Genomic DNA, 12,596 nt, shown 5'->3' with positions numbered 1-12,596 from the left:
AATTTTTAGATAGCTATTTATTAACTTATCACATTAAACAAAATCTCCATTTTCATATTGCCTTTTACCAAGCACTATACTAATTGACGTAAATACTATTATTACTACAATTATAAATATTAGATCTTCATTATTATAACTATTAGCTAAATCAATTAATCTTTTCTGTGGTATTAAGTTTCTTAACGCCTCAACTATTTTATTGTTATCTACAATGTTTATAATACATCCACCTAATAAACATGTAATCATAGTTATTGCAGATCCACTCATTGTTGCTGATACTTTGTCTTTGCATAAAGTACATACTAATGCTGAAAAGCTACTACTTAATAATCCTATAATTAATATTAGTAATGAGAATAATCCAATAGTCATATTCAGTTGTATAGATAGTACTTTTAACATAATCAACGATATTATTAAAGTTGGTACTGTTAATGTGCAGACAAGATATGCTATTTGTCCTATAATATATTCGTAATAAGATACATTACTTGATAACACTCTTACATATGTTCCATTTTCTCTATCTGTAAGGAAAAATTCCATAGCCATTATAGATCCCATAAATAAAAACATAATCAAAAATCCTATTATCCTACCTTCTATAGTAGTTATTTCTACATCACTTTCGTAAACTTCACCTCTTAGACTTGCTTCTAATTGTTTTTTAATTTCTTTATTTCCATAGCTAATTACTTTTGGTTCAGTGCCCTCAAAATTTATTTCAGCTATATAAATACCTTTTATTAAATCTGTCTTTGCTGGTTCTTTACTTAAAAACTCAAAAGTTATATTGTCATTACCTTCTGTTGACTTTTTCATAGCTTCTTCTTGAGTACTAGTAGCATTTACTATAGCTATTTTCCCTTTAATATTATCTGCTTTACTAAAGTATATTCCTCCATAAATAATAATAGGTAGTACTACTATTATCATAACAAGCATAATCTTCATCTTCGTTAGCCTATATAAATTATTTTTTATTATTAATAATATATTTCTCATAACTATCTCCTATCTATATATATTTTTCAGTCTTAAAAGTTACCTTGCAAATAGCTACAAGTGCTAACCCTAAAACTATATTTACTACAACTATTACATAAAGAAGGAAATTATTATTATCATATATACTATTTAATAATCCATCTAGTATCCACTTTATAGGTGAAAGCTTTGCAATAAAAGCTTGCACAGCCCCTAATGACTCAAAGGAGAAGAATGCCCCACCAAGCATGCATAAAATAGCTTGTATCATATTGAAAATCATATTAATAACTCCACTATCATCAATAACAGTACACAGAAAAATTCCTAATGCACTTGATAAAAATGATAATGTTAAAAATGATAGAAATACAATTAATTCATTTCCGTTATAATTAACTATTCCAAATGTTTGGAATAAAAACATAGTCATTGCTACTCCAATAGATGAAAATATTGTTCCGCTTAATATTTGAGATAAATATATATTAATCGTCTTAATTGGTGTAAATATCATTCTTAAATTACCTTCTTTTATAGGTTTATCTATGAAATTATATGCACTTGCAAGACCTGCACCTGAATATATAAATAACATCATACCTGTTGAGTAATACTCATAGGAAGATACATCTCCACCAAAACTATCTTGTGCTAAATATCCTATTATTACAGTTAATAGTACTGGATAAATAAAGTATGATAGTATCATTACCGGTGTTTTAAACATCATTTTAAGTTCAAACTTAATCATATTTATTAAATTCATAGCTTCCCCCTAATCTCTCAGGCTTCTGCCAGTTAGATTTAAAAATACAGTCTCTAAATTTTGTTCTTCTGTTACTATATTTTTTATTTTAACTTTATTATCCATGAGATTTACTATTATTCTATCTAAGTTATTAGCATCTTTTGAAGTGCTAACTCTCAGCCCATCTTTAGTTTCTACTTTTTCAACTCCATCAATAGAATATAATTCTTCAGTACTTAAACACTCTATTCCTTCTGCAGAAATGTTGTATACAGTATTATCTGATATATTCTCTTTTAACTCTTCTAATGTTCCTTCTGCTATAATCTCACCTTTATCTATTATAAGTGCTCTATCACTTATAGCTTCTACTTCTTCCATATAGTGAGTTGTCTATATAATTGTTGTTCCTCTATCTCTTAATTTTTTTATTGATTCTAAAATATGATTTCTTGATTGTGGATCTATTCCGACTGTAGGCTCGTCTAAGATAAGTAATTTAGGATTGTGTGCTAATGCACAGGCTATATTTAATCGTCTTTTCATACCACCTGAGTATGTCTTTGGTAAATCTTTTGCTCTTTCTAAAAGTCCAACCATTTCTAAAGCTTCTTCTGATTTTCTTTTTAAAGTTTCACCTTTTAATCCATAAAAACTTGCAAAGTATTTTACGTTTTCGATTGCTGGTAAGCTTTCAAATATTGAAAGATTCTGTGGTACTATTCCTATACTTGATTTATAGTTTCTTTTATTTTTCAATATATCTTTGTCCATGAACTTTATTTGTCCATCTGTTGCTTTAAGTGCCGTTGAAAGTATATTTATCGTTGTACTTTTTCCTGCTCCATTAGGTCCTAAAAAACCTAATATCTCTCCTTCTTTTACATCAAATGAAATACCTTTTACAACTTCAGCATCCCCATACTTCTTTTTTAAATTTTTAACCTCTAATATTTTCATATAAATCCCCTTTTTAATATATTTTCCACATTTGATCAGCTAATTGTTTTTCAACACCCCCTTTTTATACACATTTCAACTTAAATATAAACCTTATATTATGAGTTTCATCCAAATAACTTTCTAATACATATCCATATATTCCTTCTTTTTCAGAGGAATAAAATTTATTATTATTATAATCTACCTTTTCTAATGTTGTATTTTCATTGGAATTTCCTTTAATCAAATATAACTCTACCTTTTTAAATTCTACATTATGTGAAAAATTAAATTCTATTAAACTTTCTTTAGGAACTTCTCTTGTTTCAATTTCATTTAATCTTTTATAATCATAGTCTCCTAGATCAAATGAATTTCCACCATAAGAACTAAACCAATTTCCCCCATTAGTGTCTGCCCAAAATTCAGAATTATTTTCTTCGCAATATACTTTTAATTTCGGTATAATTAAATCTACATTGCTATAAATCCTATATCCTATGAATATAACTATAACTCCAACTACCATAATCAAAATAGCACTTTTATACTTTCTCATATAATACTCCTTTTATTTATATACTCTACTGTATTATACACTTTTTTTAATTTTAGTTATATTTTACCACTTATAGTGATTACATTTCAACCGATTCTCTTACCTTGCTACTTTATTTAACTTATTCTCTTAACTTTTTTTCCTCATTAAAGATGTACTTAACAAAGCACTAACTCCATTTCAAAATCCATGAAAAAAACTGCCTACAATAACTTGTAGACAGTCTTTTTGTAAAATATTTAATGCGATTATTAAGTCAATTTGTAGAGATAATAAATTCTCTCTATATATTAAATAGGTAAAATTTTATATAAAGCTATATTTAAATTTTTATGTAGTAACAATTTTATTAGAATAATTATTTTTTATATAGTTTATCATAGTAGTGATCTCAGGAGTTATATTAGATAAATTTATTAATATAGTTTTAGAAATAAAATTTATAGCACAGAATTCAGACGTAAATATTATTTCTGATATATCTCTTGTTAAATATTTATATTTTTCAATATCTTTTGATTCATTAATAGGTTTATAAAAAATGCAATTTTCAAATAAAGTAATTTTTTTTTCGACCGATATTATGGAATAAATTCTAGCAAGTACTAATGAAAGCTTATTAAGTACTAGTAAAAAAAGAACAAATAAAACAAGTATACTGAGAATAATATTTTGACCTGTTCTGGAGGATTTTAATCCAATAGATGCTAAAAACAATATTAAAAAAAATAATAATATTTTTATTGCTGCCTCCAATATTTTTTCTTTAAAAGTGAGATTAGATTTAATTTTATTGATTTTAATATAGTTATTAAAATTAATAAAATCATTATAAGATAACTTTTGATTAAAACTACAAATAAAATTAGAATTCATATATATAACCTCATTTCTTCCTTTTTTAGATATTGTATCATAAAAATATAAAGGAAAAAAATTAGGTTATACTTTTAAACTAAGTAAATATTAGGTGTTTTAAGTTTATATTTATAGCTATTTATTCTTATTAATAGCTAAATAATAAATAGAAGAAGATTTAATATTGCAATATAATTTTTTAGAAAAAAATATGAGTGGAAGAAAATTTAAGGTGTTAAATTCAAGTGGATAAAGTCTTGGAGCTTTATATGACAAAGAAATATTCACGTATTCATTTGACTTAAAAACAATAAATGGAAATAGAGTGGGTATAGTACGAGCAGATGATATATGTAATCTTGTAAATATATGGCAAATATTAATAAAAATAATCAATTTACTCTTTTATTATTTTTGATAGAGTATCCAGTTCATACAGTACCTGATTATTCAAGATGAAGCGATTATTTTATCTATACATTTTATTTTATAAAAAAACTGCCTACAATAACTTGTAGACAGTTTAAATTCCTTTATTATATTAAATAATTAATCTTTACTAAATTAATTATTTCTTTAGCTTCTTTACTTTGCGCCTTTGGAACTTTAAATGATATTGGTGCACTATATAACATTCCTGAAGAATGAACTACAGTATTTCCTTCAACTCCAATTTTTATATCAACATCTAAATCAAAATTCCCTGCTGTTTCAAATGAAACATTTTTAATATTTTTCTTTGGGAAGAACTTAGTTTCTACTTTCTTTCCTGTTAGACCTTGTACATCAACTATGTATAATCCTAAGTTAGTTAATATTACTGAATCTCGTATAAATTGATATGAAGCAATTACATCTTCATCATCTAATAAAAATTCCTTAACATACTTCAAATCAGCTCCAACAGTTGCTTTTCCCGTTAATTTATCATAAAACCCCATAAAACCACTCCTAATTACAATTTATTTGCAATTAAATTATACATTGTTTCCCTCTTTATGTAAATGTTTTCTAAATAAATAAATAAAGCTGACTTTCCTAATATAAAAGTCAGCTTTATAATTATTTAACTTCTTTTGAAGTTTCTTCTATTATAACATTGTTAGAAGTTACGTTTAGTTTTTCATTACCTAACTTTTGCATTATAATTCCTAATGCTATTAAAACAATTGCAAATAATCCATATTGAGCACAATTTGCCATGTAATAATTTATAATATTAAATTCATTACCGCTAAATGTCATTCCACCTTGCGCTATCATCGCTGCAATATATTCATGACAGTTTGCTATTGCCCAGAACATATAAATAAGTATAATTGCTGCTATTACATATAGTACTATGCTTCCTGCACATACTTTTCTCTTCTTATTTGTCATCCTTTTTCCACCCTCTCAGCTTAATTGTTCAGTAAAAGCTTTGTTATCTTTTACCTTTGCTTACTATCTATTATAACAAATCAAATATATATTTAGTGTGAATTTTCCTTCACATAGGCTTTTTTTGTAAATTATATATTAAAATACTTATTCCCTTCCCCCTAACTGTTTAAGTTCATATTCTGTAAGCGACCTATATTCACCTTGCTTAAGCGATTCATCTAATATTACTTTATCTATTGATATTCTTTTTAGCCTAACTACATAACATCCAACTGATTTTAACATACGTTTCACTTGGTTTTTACGACCTTCTGATATAGTTAAATATCCAGAAACAACTGGTTGATTATATCTGTTTGAATCTATGTTATTAAAGTTATCTATATTAATTTGATTTTTAAAATCATTATATAATCCGCATTTATCTATTTTTATTTTTGCAGGTTTTGTTAGTATTTCACCTTGCCCTATATAAACTCCATTTTCTAGCTTCTTTATATCTTCTTTATCTAATGTACCAAGTGAAATAAAGAAATAAGTTTTCTCAACATGCTTTTCTGGATACATTAATCTATGTTCAAACTCACCATCATTAGTAAATAACAATAATCCTTCTGTATCTTTGTCTAATCTACCAACATGAAATAATCCCTTTGTATCCTTATCTTTAAAATAATCAAATACAGTTTTATAAACTTCATCTTTCTTTGCAGTAATGCAGCCAGCTGGTTTATTAAACATATAATATACTTTCTCTGTATATGAAACTACTTCATCTAAATATTCAATTATATCTGATTTTTCATTTATATCTATTGCAGGTATTGTTATAACCTCACCATTTACTTTAACTTTACCATCTTTAATATAAATTCTAACATCCTTTCTCTTACCAACAGATGATTGTGCCAAAAATTTATCTAATCTCATTACCATTCACGTCGTCTCCTAAGCTATTATAATTTCTATTTATTATATCATTTTTCTTAATCCAATCATTTATAAATAACAATAAAAACTCCCTCAAGTTGTTACTTAAGAGAGTTTTTAAATCATTTTATTACATTAATAAAGATGGTAAGAATAATATCCAGTCGTTTAATACGTGTAAACAACAAGATACCCAAATGTTTTTTGTTTTAATATATGGATATGTAAGTATAAGTCTAACAATACTAATTGCTAAAATTGCTTGAACTATATTCCAATCATAAGTTGGTAAATGAATAGCTCCAAAAATTAAAGCTGACATAATCCATGCTATAATTATTCCCTTTTTTCTAGAAAACTTAAGATATCTAGTAGAAATATTTAATATAGCTAAAAATGGAATAATTGTAATTAATTCTTCTCCAAGTAACATTGGAATTACCTTTATGTAGAATATTATATTTTCACTTAATGAATTATGTTGAATAAAGCCCGCTGCTGGATTTGCACCAGCACCAGCAAATTTAGAAGTTAAGGATCCCATTATAACAGTTGCAATTAAGTTAAATATAAGTACAATTATTATTAACTTAATATCTTTTAAATGAATCTTTCTAAATAGCTTAGTCCATCCCGATTTAGTAACAAGCATAAATGAACCAAGTGGAATTATTATATTTATAAAAGGTCCTATAAAGCTCGGTAATCTGTCTCCTGCAAAATCGAATATAACAATACTAACAATAGACATAATAATAAAAAAAATACTTTGCATAAGTGTAATTGAAGATGGTTTTCCATTATAAAATGGGAAATCATCGTTCGCATTTTCAAATTTAAAAAAATCAGTGTTTTTCATATTAAATACGCTCCTCGTTTTTAAAATGCCTGCACAGGTTTACCCATATTATATATACCCATATACATGCTATCAATAGACTTTATGAATTCTTAAGTTTATCCTATACATCTTATTACTTTATTAATCATAAATCATATTTTTACCTAAAAATATATTTTTATCCTTTAAAAATTCAATAAAGAAAAAGCACCTACTTAGTAAGTGCTTTTCCCTTATTTTAATTGTTCTCTCTTTAATTTCTTTAAAGCCTTTTTAGAACCTCTTTCAATATCATGTTCTAACTTTCGTTCTTTATAACTTACAAATAATTGATCTAAGTCATATCCTTCTGGGTAAAGTTCACTAGCCTTTAATTCTAATTTAATTCTTTTATAATTAACTTCTATAAATTCTTTATTATATAATACAACTACATTATTAAGGTTATCTCTCCCTCTGTATATTATTGCAGCTTCGTTATTCTCTAAAAGAATTACTTTATCTCCAGTTGAGTAATCATAATATTTACCATCCTTTGAAAAATCCTTTTTCTTTAATATTTTACTGTCTTTTATTAAGTTATAATTATAATTTTTATCTTCTATATACTTTCTTGTTCTTTCGATAATTGAATCTGATATACCCATCTTTTTAGAAATATATAATGCATTACTATCACCACTTTTACCAATATGAAGCTTATATAATGGTTCTAAAGTATCACTTTCAAATTCCATTGCAGCATTTTCAAAGTGAGGATGCTCATTAGAAAAGTTTTTTATTTCTCCATAATGAGTAGTTGCTATTGTTATACATCCTTTATGATAAAGCTCCTCTAATATAGCTATAGCTAATGCAGCACCTTCGTTTGGTTCTGTACCACTTCCAATTTCATCGAATAGTAATAATGTTGACTTAGTGCTTTCTTTTATAATACCAGCTAAATTTTTAACTTGTGAAGAAAATGTACTTAATGCATTTAAAACACTTTGATCATCTCCAATATGAACAAACATTTTATCAAATACTGAAATTTCTGTTCCTTCTTTAGCACTTATATGAAATCCAGATTGTGTTGCTAAAGTTAACATACCAACTGTTTTTAATACTACAGTTTTACCTCCTGCATTTGGACCTGTAATTATTAAACTTCTAAATTCTTCTCCTATTTCAAAATCTAATGGTACACCATTTTTAATTAAGGGATATTTACCTTTAATAATTTTAATGTATCCATTATCATTTATCTTTGGTTTTATACCACCTATTTCACTGCTGTATTTAGCTTTTGCCCATATCATATCGTATTCTGATATGACTTCAATATTCATTTTTAAATCTCTTATTCTCTCGTATAATAGCCCTGTTAATATAGATAATATTTTATATTCTTCTATACTTTCTTCAATTTTAAATGATTCTAATTCACTGGTATGTTTTGCAATTACATTAGGCTCCATAAATACTGTTGTTCCTTTTGGAGATACTTCAATAATATTTCCTTCAACATACTTTTTATATGAGGATTTAATTGGAATAGTATACCTTCCATTTCTTTGGCTAATAAAAGATTCTTGAATGTATTGTTTGTTAGTACTATTTTTTAGAAATCTTTCTAGTCTCTCTTTTATTTTACCTTCGCATATGTCTATATATCTTCTTACTTTTTTCAGTTCTTTACTAGCATTAGAGTCTACCATTGTTCCTCTAATACATATATTTATTTCTTCCTCTATATAACTTAAGTCTGAAATATTTTCACCATAACTACTTAAAGTAGGTGCATACCCCTCTTTATCTTTTATAAACATCTTAACTTTTCTACATCCTCTTAAGAAATCTGACATCATAGTTAAATCTGTTGGTTCTAATGAATTTCCCTTTTCTATTTTATCTATGATAGGTAAAACATTAAAAATCCCTTCTAAAGGTATATGATACGAAGCATCTAATAATCTTCTTCCTTCTAATGTTTCATTTAATCTTTTATTTACAACATTTATATTACTGCTAGGTTCTAATTTATCTATTAGTGATTTTCCTAAACCACTTACGCAGTATCCTTTAACTATTTCTTTTAACTCATAATAATGTAATTTATTTAATGTGATTTTATCCATTTTAATTTGCTCCTTTTTATTTATTACATTACAAATCAGCGAAAGGATCTCTCTATGATAGATTATATTTTTTATGTATCAAAAAAAGCTGTGGATACTTCCACAGCTTAAAATTTTACATTAATAAAGGTAGACCTCTACCCTTTAAAGTAAATTCGCGGATTTGTATCTTTAATAGTACTAATTAATTCCACAACAAATAAAAGGTATTATATACCCATTTTTAAGGAATTAATATTCAATTAACTATTTTAGATACTATACACTCACAAAAATACCTCTCTCTTTTAAATCTATCTAATACAAATATACTTAATCAACTAAATAATGTCAACAATATTATTGTTGTTTCTACAAATCATAATTTACCATCAAACCTATCGATTCTAAACAATTCTAAATATTCATCTCTTTCACCTTTATATAGTTTACATAGCATCATACCACCTAATATAGCAAATAAAATTCCATTAGCTCCATAACCTAAACAGTACCATAAGTTGTTATTATTAGAGTCAGGTCCAATAAACCCTAAATTATCATTAGTAGATGCAAAAGCTCCACAATAGCAATATTCCTTTTGAACATTTGATATACTAGGAAACATTTCTTTTATATTATTTAATAACTTATTATACTTTTCTTCTGCTATTTCTTCATTAAAGATTCCTGGGTTAAAAGGAATATCTTCTCCTCCAGCTATAATTCTATTATCTTTTGTTGTTCTATAATAATTATATGGATCTTTATTATTACGAATAAGTACTTTATTTGCCCATCCATCTAGTGAACTTAATGGATTTGTTGCTATATTATAAGTTACTGTCTTTGTACCAAATTTTCTGAAGCTAAACTTATCAGTATCATATCCTGTTGCTATAATTACCTTTTTAGCTTTTACCTTATAATTATATTCTGTTTCTACTTCTACTCTATCCTCTAAATAGTTAACCTTAATTACTTCTGTATTTTCGTAAATTTTTAATCCATTATTATAACTAATATTTAATAAATGATGTGTATATTTGTATGGATCTAGTTCAGCTCCACCATTATGAGAGTATACTCCTCCCTTTATATCAAAACTTAAAGGATTATTTTCTTCGTTGATAAAATCCACATCAAAACCTGCACTTTTTCTTATATTGTACTCCTCTTTCAATTCCAAACTTTCTTTTTCTTTATTTGTATAAAGCAATGTATCTCTTTTTACATAATCACAACTATTCCCATAAGTTTTAATAAAACTGTCTATCTCATTTAAAGCTTTTATCCCTAACTTATATGAATGTATAACATTTTCTAATGTAGTATATTGCTGTAACTCTCTTGCATTACTATCTAATTCATATTGCAACAAAGAGGTTGTTATACTAGTGCTTCCATGTGCTATTCTGCCTTTTTCTATAAGTGTACAATCTATTCCTGACTGATTCATATAGTAACTAACAATAGCACCTGTTACCCCTCCACCTATTACAACTACTTCTGTTTCTATATCTTCTGTTAAATATGGATATTGTTTTGGAACTTTATTTATTGTTGTAAAAATAGATTTTCCTTGTACATAATGTAAATCCATAAATTACACTCCTTCTTCTTGTGCTATTTGTTTCTCTTTTTCACTATTTAATTTCTTTAAAATATTTCTTTCTTCTTGTGAAATATACTCTTCACTTCTATACTTTTCAGGAATATTTAATATATCATCTAATGTGTTAAAAAATTCTACTGACATTTTAGAATCTAATGCCTCTTTAATTGGTGCCTCTACATACGGAATATTTATTTCTCTTTCTTTAAGCATTTCATCTAAGACAGTAGTTAATACTCCATACATACTTTTTTCTCCACTTGCATTTATATCTTCATGCATTGATTCTGTCTTATATTTATTGCATTTATGTTTTCCCCACTTAATGCTACAAGTTGGGCTACCTTGTATTCCTATAAAGCATAATGGCGTATGACCATTATTTTTTAATTCACTAATCATATCCAAGTAATCTTCTAATGACTCTTTGCAATGTTTTTTAAAGAAAATATTATCATACTGTTGTCTCCCTTGAGGATTTCTCCAATATCCCATTGCTGTAAATTCTGGACAAGGTAGTTGAATAACAGATATATTTTTACTTAAAAAGTAATCGCAAACCTTTTTGGCAACACCAAACCTTCTGCCTAATAAATGTACTCTTGTTGATGGATTTAATAAACAATGTGCAACTATTACAAAATATCTTTTTTTACTCATATTCTAATCCTCTTTTCACTTATTACATTTATATCTTTATTATTTGTAAATTGCATTGCTTTATCCTAAATAGTAAATGTAAATATAGTATTTTTTCTATAATAATCCTTCAATTTTCTAAACTCACTTCTATTACAAGTGATCTTCTTCATAGAAAAAAGTGAGGTATATATTTTATACCTCACTTCAAAAATTTGTTTTCAATATCTTTTACTAACTAAACGCTATTGAACTAAAATCTATTATTTTTTATTTTTTTGATTTACCGCTTAAAAGATTTTCAAATTTATTTAATGATTCTTTTGATTCAAATATGTTTTTAGGAATAAGAATTATAGAACATACATTTTTTTTGCCAATAATTAAAATTCCCCACATATTACCTAAATCTATTATTTCCTTCAAATTAATATTATTTAGTTCTATTTTTTTATCATTAACACCATAATAATATATTTTTTCATCTTCAATGCCTAATTTATGAACATGATCTACTTTCCAATATTTAAACAAAGTTTTCCTTACTTTAAATTTAAAATAGAAGCTAATAAACACCACTGTAACAGCTACAACTGCGATATAAATTATAATATATTCTAAAAATATATAAATAAAATCTCTATCATATTTGTTTTCAATAACACTTTTGATAAATAAAACAATTGCTACAATTCCTCCTATGAGCAAACTGTAAAGCATTGTTTTTAATCTAATTTTTCTTAAAGTAAGACTATTTTTTATAAAGTTATTTATTTCATTATTATATATTCTATCATCTACTGAATACTTGTAATTCACATTTCCTCACCTTTATACCAATTTTGATATATTTTAGCATAAAATAATAATTTATACAAGTTAATTTAGTTTAGACAGCTGCTAAAACATATATTCCAAGTTGTACATTACTAAAAGAAGATATTGAGTTATTTAATAAAATTTATGCTAAAGTAAAAAGCAATTTT

12 protein-coding genes and 1 pseudogene are annotated in these 12,596 nt (G+C 25.8%); all 13 read right to left on the bottom strand.

Annotated elements, in window-relative coordinates; all coding sequences use genetic code 11:
• Positions 1 to 33 precede the first annotated feature (33 nt).
• The 13 genes and pseudogenes from RSF37_RS04675 to RSF37_RS04615 all read right to left on the bottom strand — a co-directional run bounded on the left by RSF37_RS04675 (position 34) and on the right by RSF37_RS04615 (position 12,429).
• Complete coding sequence (locus RSF37_RS04675; RefSeq protein WP_332563234.1) at positions 34 to 1,011, bottom strand: ABC transporter permease; 978 nt, start codon at positions 1,009 to 1,011, stop codon at positions 34 to 36.
• 13 nt (positions 1,012 to 1,024) lie between these two features.
• Entirely contained in the window at positions 1,025 to 1,762 is a 738-nt protein-coding gene (locus RSF37_RS04670) for an ABC transporter permease (RefSeq protein WP_332563233.1), read from the bottom strand.
• Positions 1,763 to 1,771: 9 nt separating this feature from the next.
• A pseudogene (locus RSF37_RS04665) lies at positions 1,772 to 2,704 on the bottom strand (ABC transporter ATP-binding protein).
• A 64-nt stretch (positions 2,705 to 2,768) separates the two neighbouring features.
• Positions 2,769 to 3,245 carry a hypothetical protein gene (locus RSF37_RS04660; protein WP_332563232.1) on the bottom strand — a complete coding sequence of 159 codons (477 nt, stop codon included), beginning with the start codon at positions 3,243 to 3,245 and terminating at the stop codon, positions 2,769 to 2,771.
• A 330-nt stretch (positions 3,246 to 3,575) separates the two neighbouring features.
• Complete coding sequence (locus RSF37_RS04655) at positions 3,576 to 4,121, bottom strand: hypothetical protein (RefSeq protein ID WP_332563231.1); 546 nt, start codon at positions 4,119 to 4,121, stop codon at positions 3,576 to 3,578.
• Positions 4,122 to 4,639: 518 nt separating this feature from the next.
• Complete coding sequence (locus tag RSF37_RS04650) at positions 4,640 to 5,044, bottom strand: PH domain-containing protein (protein WP_332563230.1); 405 nt, start codon at positions 5,042 to 5,044, stop codon at positions 4,640 to 4,642.
• A gap of 121 nt (positions 5,045 to 5,165) precedes the next feature.
• Complete coding sequence (locus RSF37_RS04645) at positions 5,166 to 5,483, bottom strand: hypothetical protein (RefSeq protein WP_332563229.1); 318 nt, start codon at positions 5,481 to 5,483, stop codon at positions 5,166 to 5,168.
• A 147-nt stretch (positions 5,484 to 5,630) separates the two neighbouring features.
• On the bottom strand, positions 5,631 to 6,416 hold the full coding sequence (locus RSF37_RS04640; RefSeq protein ID WP_332563282.1) for a pseudouridine synthase: 786 nt from the start codon (positions 6,414 to 6,416) through the stop codon (positions 5,631 to 5,633).
• Positions 6,417 to 6,546: 130 nt separating this feature from the next.
• Positions 6,547 to 7,275, bottom strand: a complete 729-nt coding sequence (locus RSF37_RS04635) for a CPBP family intramembrane glutamic endopeptidase (protein WP_332563228.1) — start codon at positions 7,273 to 7,275, stop codon at positions 6,547 to 6,549.
• A 215-nt stretch (positions 7,276 to 7,490) separates the two neighbouring features.
• The gene (locus tag RSF37_RS04630) at positions 7,491 to 9,377 is read right to left on the bottom strand and encodes an endonuclease MutS2 (protein ID WP_332563227.1); all 1,887 of its coding nucleotides are present in this window, start codon (positions 9,375 to 9,377) and stop codon (positions 7,491 to 7,493) included.
• 358 nt (positions 9,378 to 9,735) lie between these two features.
• A complete protein-coding gene (locus RSF37_RS04625) occupies positions 9,736 to 10,959 on the bottom strand; it encodes an NAD(P)/FAD-dependent oxidoreductase (RefSeq protein ID WP_332563226.1) in 1,224 nt (407 codons plus the stop codon).
• Positions 10,960 to 10,962: 3 nt separating this feature from the next.
• Positions 10,963 to 11,631 (bottom strand): hypothetical protein, encoded by a 669-nt coding sequence (locus RSF37_RS04620; RefSeq protein WP_332563225.1) that lies wholly within the window; start codon positions 11,629 to 11,631, stop codon positions 10,963 to 10,965.
• 249 nt (positions 11,632 to 11,880) lie between these two features.
• On the bottom strand, positions 11,881 to 12,429 hold the full coding sequence (locus RSF37_RS04615; protein WP_332563224.1) for a hypothetical protein: 549 nt from the start codon (positions 12,427 to 12,429) through the stop codon (positions 11,881 to 11,883).
• Positions 12,430 to 12,596 lie beyond the last annotated feature (167 nt).

Origin of the sequence: Clostridium sp. (genome assembly GCF_036643715.1) — a bacterium.
Classification (GTDB): Bacteria; Bacillota; Clostridia; order Clostridiales; family Clostridiaceae; genus Clostridium.
Note: the sequence above shows the minus strand (reverse complement) of the source record. Positions and strands in the feature narration are given on the sequence as shown.

Coding starts and splice junctions, on each gene's coding strand:
- RSF37_RS04675 (WP_332563234.1), bottom strand. CDS start 1,011: ATGAGAAATATATTATTAATAATAAAAAATAATTTATATAGGCTAACG.
- RSF37_RS04670 (WP_332563233.1), bottom strand. CDS start 1,762: ATGAATTTAATAAATATGATTAAGTTTGAACTTAAAATGATGTTTAAA.
- RSF37_RS04660 (WP_332563232.1), bottom strand. CDS start 3,245: ATGAGAAAGTATAAAAGTGCTATTTTGATTATGGTAGTTGGAGTTATA.
- RSF37_RS04655 (WP_332563231.1), bottom strand. CDS start 4,121: ATGAATTCTAATTTTATTTGTAGTTTTAATCAAAAGTTATCTTATAAT.
- RSF37_RS04650 (WP_332563230.1), bottom strand. CDS start 5,044: ATGGGGTTTTATGATAAATTAACGGGAAAAGCAACTGTTGGAGCTGAT.
- RSF37_RS04645 (WP_332563229.1), bottom strand. CDS start 5,483: ATGACAAATAAGAAGAGAAAAGTATGTGCAGGAAGCATAGTACTATAT.
- RSF37_RS04640 (WP_332563282.1), bottom strand. CDS start 6,416: ATGAGATTAGATAAATTTTTGGCACAATCATCTGTTGGTAAGAGAAAG.
- RSF37_RS04635 (WP_332563228.1), bottom strand. CDS start 7,275: ATGAAAAACACTGATTTTTTTAAATTTGAAAATGCGAACGATGATTTC.
- RSF37_RS04630 (WP_332563227.1), bottom strand. CDS start 9,377: ATGGATAAAATCACATTAAATAAATTACATTATTATGAGTTAAAAGAA.
- RSF37_RS04625 (WP_332563226.1), bottom strand. CDS start 10,959: ATGGATTTACATTATGTACAAGGAAAATCTATTTTTACAACAATAAAT.
- RSF37_RS04620 (WP_332563225.1), bottom strand. CDS start 11,631: ATGAGTAAAAAAAGATATTTTGTAATAGTTGCACATTGTTTATTAAAT.